Origin of the sequence: Phenylobacterium sp. (assembly GCF_031412415.1) — a bacterium.
In the GTDB taxonomy this organism is placed as follows: Bacteria; Pseudomonadota; Alphaproteobacteria; order Caulobacterales; family Caulobacteraceae; genus Phenylobacterium.
Genome location: NZ_JANOCX010000060.1, coordinates 1 through 7,188 on the forward strand (window position 1 = coordinate 1; position 7,188 = coordinate 7,188).

Here is a 7,188-nt window from a genome sequence, read left to right on the forward strand (position 1 = left end):
GTTGATGCGTCGGATCGCAAGCCGCAGGTGACAACACGGACAGCGTTGGGTTTCCTGGCGGCTGGGTCGACCTTGGCGTAGAAGGCCGCATCGTGTCTCAGGGTCGGCTCGAGACCGTCCCTTCAACGAACTGAAGCTGCAAGTGAACGTGCGAGACGATCAAGCTCATAGACTGTCCGTCGCCCCGATGATGGACTGGACGGACCGGCATTGCCGGGTCCTGCACCGGACCCTGACGTCGCGGGCGTTGCTCTATACCGAGATGCTGACGACGGGGGCGATCCTGCATGGCGACCGTGCGCGACTGCTGGCCTTCAGCGCGGCGGAGCATCCCGTGGCCTTGCAGCTTGGCGGCTCGGACGCCGGCGACCTGGTCGCCGCCGCCCGGATCGGCGAGGCCGAAGGCTATGACGAGATCAACCTCAATGTCGGCTGCCCGTCCGACCGTGTGCAGAGCGGCCGGTTCGGCGCCTGCCTGATGCGCGAGCCGGAGCTGGTGGCTGAGTGCATGGCCGCCATCGGCGCGGCCGTGAAGGTACCGGCCACGGTCAAGTGCCGCATCGGCGTCGACGAGCAGGAGCCCGAGGAGAGCCTGTTCCGTCTGGTGGACCTGTGCGCCCAGGCCGGCGTGACCACCTTCATCGTCCATGCCAGGAAGGCCTGGCTGAAGGGCCTGTCGCCCAAGGAGAACCGCGACGTGCCGCCGCTGGACTACGACCTTGTCCACCGGCTCAAGCGCGAGCGGCCGGAGCTCACCATCGCCATCAACGGCGGGATTGGATCGCTGGAGGAGGCCCTGCCGCACCTGGAGGTCATGGACGGGGTGATGCTGGGCCGCGCGGCCTATCACACCCCGGGTCTGCTGGGTCAGGTGGATCGCCTGGTGTTCGGGCAGGGCGAAGATGTCGACGCCTTCCAGGCCGTCGAGCGCTATCGCGGATACATCGCCGATCAGTTGGCGCGGGGCACGCACCTGGCGGCCATGACGCGGCACATGCTGGGCCTGTTCCACGGCATGCCGGGGGCGCGGACCTGGCGACGCATCCTCACGGTCGAGGGCGTGAAGGCTGGGGCGGGACTTGAGGTGGTGGACGCCGCGCTGGCTGCGGTCCTAGGGGCGCAGGATGAGCGCCGTCTTCGTGGCCTCGAAGCGGGACAGGCGGCCTAGATAGCTCATGCCCAGCAGGGAGGTCTCGAGACCCTCCTCGATCACCAGGGCGTCGACATCGGCCACTTCCGCGCCGGCGATGGAGATCCGGCCCAGCTTGACGGCCGCGGCGCGGGTCTCGCCCGAGGCGGTAATGACCTTGTAGGCGTAGTTCAGCTTGGACGGATCGAAGCCTAGCCGCTTGGCGTCCTGCGTGGTCAGGGCCACGGCGCTGGCGCCGGTGTCGACCAGGAACCGCACGTGCGAGCCGTTGACGTCGGCCTCGGCCCAATAGTGGCCGTCGGCGCCCTTGGCGATAGATGCGGCGCCGCCTTCAGACGTGGTTGTCGGGGCGATAGCCAGCGCGGCCCGCAGCTCGGGCACGCTGTGCTTGCGGTCAAAACTCACCACGGCCTGGGCCGCGCCCACCGCAGAGACCGCTCCTATCAGCGCCAGCACCGCCAGTCTGATCATCCCGACACCCGTTCTCCGGCCAATCCAGGGGCCGTTCTCGACCCGAGCGCGCAGAGTAGGCAGGCGGGGTTTGCAACCGATGAATCGAAACTTGCCGAAGTCCTAACGGCGCTCGGCGCGCAAGCTCAGCTGAACATCGCCAGCTTTTCGGGGCTGATGCGGCCGCGGCGGACGGGCGCCTCGGCCATGATCGCGGCGCGTTCGGCGTCGGTGAGCTTGGTCCAGCCGGCCACCTCCGACAGCTTGCGATAGCAGCCCATGCACAGGCCGCTTTCGCCGTCGACGACGCAGACCTTGATGCAAGGCGTCTTGATCGGAGCCGGGGGGCGAGCTGGGATATCGGTCATGTCAGGGGATAGCGTAGGTCACCGTGGCCTGCGCCGCCAGTCGCTCCGGACTCTCGGTCCAGAGCCGGATGTCGCAGACGGCGCTGCGTCGGCCCAGGCGCAGCAACAAGGCCTCGGCGTGGATCGGGCCCGGCTTGGCGCCGCGCAGGAAGTTCATCACCAGGCTGCTCGTCACCGCCATCAGCTCGTCGCCCACGTGGCAGAGCACCAGGGCGTAGGCGGCGGTGTCGGCTAGGCTCATCAGGTTGGGGCCCGAGATCAAGCCACCGGGGCGCAGCATGCCCTCATGATAGGGCGCGACCGTGTGAACGCGGCCTGGCTCGACCTCGGTGACCGTCGGGAAGACCAGGTCGGAGGCCTGCGGGAAGGCTCGCCGCAGCAGGGCGTTCACAGCGACAGCGTCGAGCTTGATGTCTGGCGTCATGCCTAAATGATTGCGTCCATGTTCTATAGTTGCAACTGGATTATCTTGGGTCAGCAACCATCATGTATCATGACCAATATTTAATCCAATAATACTAAACATGTCTGGAAATTCATTTGAGACGACGAGCTTCGAGGGTCAGGTTGCCTGTGGATCCTCAAGGAGTACCGTCATGCGATCGATCACGACCGCCTTCGCCGCGCTTTGCGTCCTGTCCGTCGCCGACAGCGCCGCCGCCGCGGTTAGCGACATGGACTATCTGCGGGCCAACCGTTGCCGCGGACTGGCCGCCGGGGAGCTGGCGGCCGTGGACACCGTGGCCATGGACGCTTTCCTGAAGGCCGCGAAACGCTCACGCGCCTCCCACGTGGTCGATCGCGGCCGCACGGAGATGGAAAAGGCCAAGAGCGAGGCCAAGACCCAGAACGAGGAGCGCAGGGCGCGCCTGACCGCCGAACTCACCGGACCATGCCAGGTCTACAAGGGCTGACGGCCCCCCGGCCCAGTCCTGTCGGCAACCACTGAGCGCCCGGCCGAGCCGCCGGGCGCTCTTTTTTCTTTCGCAACTCTTCGCTGGCGTTCGTGCGCTTCGGAACCCACCTTGACCGCAGGAATTCTGAGAGCGTTGGGGAGGCGTCGCACCGGCCATGAGTGTCTTGAGACCGGGCGAGACCTGCTGGCGCGTGGCGCGCGCCGGGCGCGCCGCCTTCCTCATCGACACCGAGGCCTACTTCACGGCGGTCTACGAGGCAATTCGCAAGGCGAAGCGATCCGTCCTGCTGCTCGGCTGGGGGTTCGACCCGCGGGCGCGGCTGTTTCCAGACGGCAAGGACGGTCCCGACGATCCCGACGAGGTCGGGCGCATCCTGGTGGAGTTGGCCCGAGCTCGCCCCGATCTAGACATCCGCCTGCTGATCTGGAAGTCGGCCTTGCCGGTGGCTATCAGCCAGCAGTTCTTCCCTCACCGCGCGCGCCACTGGTTCCTGGGAACCGGCGTGAAGTTCGTGTTGGATGACAAGGTGCCGTTCGGCGCCTGCCATCACCAGAAGGTGCTGGTCGTCGATGATGAGCTGGCCTTCTGCGGCGGCGGCGATATCGGGGTCGATCGCTGGGATACGCCGGGCCACCTCGACGTCGATCCGCGCCGGATCATGCCCGACCAGGAATGCCACGATCCACGCCACGAGGTGATGGCGATGGTCGACGGGGAGGCCGCCGCGGCCCTGGGCGACCTGGCCCGGGAACGCTGGCGCCGCGCGACGGGCCATGCCTTGCCGAGGCCGGACGGGCCGACAGGCTCCGATCCTTGGCCAAGCCACATCCCAGCCCACCTGCGCGACGTGACGGTCGCCATCGGTCGGACCGAGCCGGCTTGGAAGGGTCGGCCCCTGGTGGACGAAATCCGCAGCCTGACGATCGAGTCGATCCTCTCCGCCAAGGCGACCATCTATCTCGAGAACCAATACTTCACCGCTCCCGCCGTCGCCGAGGCTATCGCACAACGGCTGGCGGAACCCGACGGACCCGAGGTCGTGCTAATTTCGACGGGGCGTAGCCCCAGCTGGTTCGATCAGCTGACGATGGACCGAGCGCGCTCGAACCTGATGTGGCGGCTTCGCGCGGCTGACGTCTTCGGGCGGTTCCGCGCCTGGTATCCGACCACGCGGGGCGGCTCCAAGATCATCGTGCATTCCAAGGTGAGCGTCTTCGACGACACCCTGGCCCGGGTGGGTTCGGCCAACCTGAACAATCGGTCCGGCGGCTTCGACACCGAGGCCGAACTGAGTTTCGAAGTCGCGTCCGAGGCCGATCGCATGGCCCTGACCGCTTTCCGCGACCGCCTGATCGGCCACTTCATCGGACACACCGGAGACGCGGTGGCCAAGGCCCGCGCCGAACACGGCGGACTGATCGCGGCCATCGAAGCTCTCAACCGCGAAGGCCGGCTATCGCCTATCCTGCCGATGGCGCACTCGACGCTCAGCGAGATGGTCGCCACCTACCATCTGGGCGACCCGGCCAATGTCAGCGACAGCTGGCGGCCCAGCCGCCGCCGCGACCGTCTCTACGCGAGCGCCCGGGAGCGCCCACGGCTTACCGTAGGCTGAAGTCCATCAGCAGGGGGAGATGGTCGGAGGCGACACGTGTCAGCGGCTCGAAGGGCGCAGTGACGTTCTCCACCACGATCTCCGGACTGACGAAGATGTGGTCGATGCGCAGCACTGGGAGGGCCGAGGGGAAGGTCGAGGTGGGCGCGCGGTTCGGCGCCAGCCGTCGGGCCGGCTCCAGCTTGGCGGTGAGGGTGCGGTAGACGACCGAGGTGGCCGTGGCGTTGAAGTCGCCCAACAGGATCGTGGGGCCCCGAAGGTCCGGATGCTCAAGCCAGTCTGGTCCCGCCAAGGCGCGCGCCTGGATCTGCTGCTCCTTGGGCACGAGGCCGAGGTGGGTGTTGAGGACGTTGACCTCTTGATCGCCGATCCGCACGGCCAGCCAGAGCGCGCCGCGGGGCTCCAACTGGCGGATCGCGGGGTGGCCGGGCAAGGGGCCCGTGCGGATCAGACGCTCAGGATAGGCGGTCAGGATGGCGTCGCCGTACAGCTCCTCCTCCACCCGCAGGGCCGGATGGAAGTGGAAGGTCATTTTCAGCCGTTGGGCGATTTCGTGGGCCTGGTCCACGCCGCCGGTCCGCGCACGGCCCACATCCAATTCCTGCAGGGCCACGATGTCCGGGGCGAGCCGGGCGATCACCTCGGCGACCCGTCCCACGTCCAGTCGGCGGTCCGTGCCGACGCAGCGATGGACGTTATAGGTGAGGATGCGGGGCATGGGCGGCCAGGGATGCACGCCTCGCGACGCCGGCGCAATCGCTCCAACGGCTGGCGCGGGGCGAAGGTTCGCGGCAATGTCGGCGAAACCGACAGGAGAGCAACATGTTCACGGCCTTGGCGATGGCCGCGGCCATCCTGGCGGAGCCCGCCGGGAACATTCCCCCCGCGCGAGCTGAAGCTCGGCAGGGGCGGGCGACGGTGGAGTGCCGCGTGGCCAAGACCGGCCGGCTGACACAGTGCGTGCTGCTGTCGGAAAGCCCGATAGGCGCCGGGGTCGGCGCCTTCGCCCTGAAACTGGCCGCCGCATACCGCGTCCCGCCGCACGATCGGCGGATCCGGAACGGCAAGGTTATCATCCCCTTGAAGTTCAAACTGCCCGATTGAGACACTATCGAGTGACGTTGACGTAAGCGTCATCTTCACATCGTCGCATGGCGCGCGTATGGTCGCGGCCAACGAAATACGCTGTAAATACTCGCGCCAGGGAGCCCCGCCATGGACCTCGATTTTTCGCCCGAAGACGCCGCGTTCCGCAAGGAAGCCCGCGACTTCATCGCGCAGAACTATCCGAAGGCGCTGCGTGAGAAGCAGGATCGCGGCGAGGACCTGGGCAAGGAAGACTATCTGTCGTGGCACCGCGCCCTGGCCGCCAAGGGCTGGTCGGCGCCCTCGTGGCCCAAGGAGTTCGGCGGCACCGACTGGACCCCCACCCAGAAGTACATCTGGTCCGAGGAACAGGCCCGAGCCGACACCATCGGCATCCTGCCCTTCGGCGTGGCGATGCTGGCGCCGGTGATCTACACCTTCGGCACCCAGGAGCAGAAAGAGAAGTTCCTGCCCGACATCCGTGACGGCAAGATCTGGTGGTGCCAGGGCTATTCCGAGCCCGGAGCCGGTTCCGACCTCGCCAGTCTCAAGTGCAAGGCCGAGCGTTTCACCGGCGACGACGGCAAGGAATACTACCTCGTCAACGGCCAAAAGACGTGGACCACGCTGGGCCAGCATGCCGACTGGGGCTTCTTCCTGGTCCGCACCGATCAAAATTCGAAGCCTCAGGCTGGTATCTCCTTCCTGCTGATCGACATGAAGTCGCCGGGCATCGAGGTGCGCCGCATCACGACCCTGGAAGGCGGCCACGAGGTCAACGACGTCTTCCTCGACAATGTGAAGGTGCCGGTCGAGAACCGTATCTTCCACGAGAACCAGGGTTGGACCTGCGCCAAGGCGCTGCTGGCTCACGAGCGTTCGGGCATCGCGGGCGTCGCGCGCTCCAAGCGCGGCCTGGAGCGTGTCCGCGAGATCGCGACCACCGAGCTGTCGGACACCGGCGGTCCGCTGCTGGCCGACCCGTTCTTCAAGCGCAAGGTGGCCGAACTCGAGATCGACCTGACGGCGCTGGAATACACCGAGCTGCGCACCCTGGCCGGCGAGCAGAGCGGCAAGGGTCCCGGGCCGGAAAGCTCGATCCTCAAGATCAAGGGCACCGAGATCCAGCAGCGCCTCCACGAACTGGCGCTGGAGGCGGTCGGCCACTATGGCGCGCCCTACCTGCGCGACCTGGGCCACAACGCCAATATCGGCCCCGGCTACGCCGATGGTCTGGCCGGCGACTATTTCAACGGCCGCAAGACCTCGATCTATGGCGGCTCCAACGAGATCCAGCGCAACATCATCGCCAAGATGGTGCTCGGCCTCTAACTCAATTCAGAACAAACGCCCGCCCTGGCAGAGACTGGGGCGGGCGCAGTCACGGGGAAACCAGATGGATTTCCGCTTCACCGAAGAACAGTCGATGCTGCGCGACACGGTCGCCAGCTTTCTGGCCGACCACTACAGCTTCGAGCAGCGCCGCGACGCGCTGAAGACCGAGGCCGGCTGGCGGCCCGCCGTCTGGAAGGCCTTCGCCGAGGAGCTCGGCATCCTGGGCGCGCCGTTCTCGGAAGAGCTGGGCGGCCTGGGCGGCGGTCC

The 7,188-nt window shown here is 66.9% G+C and carries 10 protein-coding genes; 6 read left to right on the plus strand and 4 right to left on the minus strand.

Annotated features, from left to right (window positions below):
* Positions 1 to 148 precede the first annotated feature (148 nt).
* On the plus strand, positions 149 to 1,168 hold the full coding sequence (gene dusA, locus RMO04_RS02995) for a tRNA dihydrouridine(20/20a) synthase DusA (protein WP_405041456.1): 1,020 nt from the start codon (positions 149 to 151) through the stop codon (positions 1,166 to 1,168).
* Here the strand turns inward: dusA and RMO04_RS03000 are convergent.
* The 3 genes from RMO04_RS03000 to RMO04_RS03010 form a co-directional block, all read right to left on the minus strand.
* Positions 1,112 to 1,621, minus strand: coding sequence for a TIGR02281 family clan AA aspartic protease (locus tag RMO04_RS03000; protein WP_309643312.1), 510 nt, complete (start codon positions 1,619 to 1,621; stop codon positions 1,112 to 1,114). The two genes, dusA and RMO04_RS03000, sit on opposite strands and share 57 nt — an antisense overlap.
* Before the next feature lie 125 nt (positions 1,622 to 1,746).
* Positions 1,747 to 1,968: a DUF1289 domain-containing protein gene (locus RMO04_RS03005; RefSeq protein WP_309643313.1), complete on the minus strand. Its 222-nt coding sequence runs from the start codon at positions 1,966 to 1,968 to the stop codon at positions 1,747 to 1,749.
* A gap of 1 nt (position 1,969) precedes the next feature.
* The gene (locus tag RMO04_RS03010; RefSeq protein WP_309643314.1) at positions 1,970 to 2,392 is read right to left on the minus strand and encodes a PaaI family thioesterase; all 423 of its coding nucleotides are present in this window, start codon (positions 2,390 to 2,392) and stop codon (positions 1,970 to 1,972) included.
* 172 nt (positions 2,393 to 2,564) lie between these two features.
* On the opposite strand from RMO04_RS03010, the gene RMO04_RS03015 reads away from it, so the two are divergent.
* The gene (locus RMO04_RS03015; RefSeq protein WP_309643315.1) at positions 2,565 to 2,882 is read left to right on the plus strand and encodes a hypothetical protein; all 318 of its coding nucleotides are present in this window, start codon (positions 2,565 to 2,567) and stop codon (positions 2,880 to 2,882) included.
* Positions 2,883 to 3,039: 157 nt separating this feature from the next.
* Positions 3,040 to 4,500 (plus strand): phospholipase D-like domain-containing protein, encoded by a 1,461-nt coding sequence (locus RMO04_RS03020; RefSeq protein ID WP_309643316.1) that lies wholly within the window; start codon positions 3,040 to 3,042, stop codon positions 4,498 to 4,500.
* Here the strand turns inward: RMO04_RS03020 and RMO04_RS03025 are convergent.
* Positions 4,487 to 5,236: an endonuclease/exonuclease/phosphatase family protein gene (locus RMO04_RS03025; RefSeq protein ID WP_309643317.1), complete on the minus strand. Its 750-nt coding sequence runs from the start codon at positions 5,234 to 5,236 to the stop codon at positions 4,487 to 4,489. The two genes, RMO04_RS03020 and RMO04_RS03025, sit on opposite strands and share 14 nt — an antisense overlap.
* A gap of 86 nt (positions 5,237 to 5,322) precedes the next feature.
* Between RMO04_RS03025 and RMO04_RS03030 the strand changes: the two genes are divergently transcribed.
* The 3 genes from RMO04_RS03030 to RMO04_RS03040 all read left to right on the plus strand — a co-directional run.
* On the plus strand, positions 5,323 to 5,604 hold the full coding sequence (locus RMO04_RS03030; RefSeq protein ID WP_309643318.1) for a TonB family protein: 282 nt from the start codon (positions 5,323 to 5,325) through the stop codon (positions 5,602 to 5,604).
* 111 nt (positions 5,605 to 5,715) lie between these two features.
* Positions 5,716 to 6,918 (plus strand): acyl-CoA dehydrogenase family protein, encoded by a 1,203-nt coding sequence (locus RMO04_RS03035; RefSeq protein ID WP_309643319.1) that lies wholly within the window; start codon positions 5,716 to 5,718, stop codon positions 6,916 to 6,918.
* Between the two features lie 64 nt (positions 6,919 to 6,982).
* Positions 6,983 to 7,188: acyl-CoA dehydrogenase family protein (locus RMO04_RS03040; protein ID WP_309643320.1), on the plus strand; the 206-nt coding region annotated here is incomplete at its 3' end.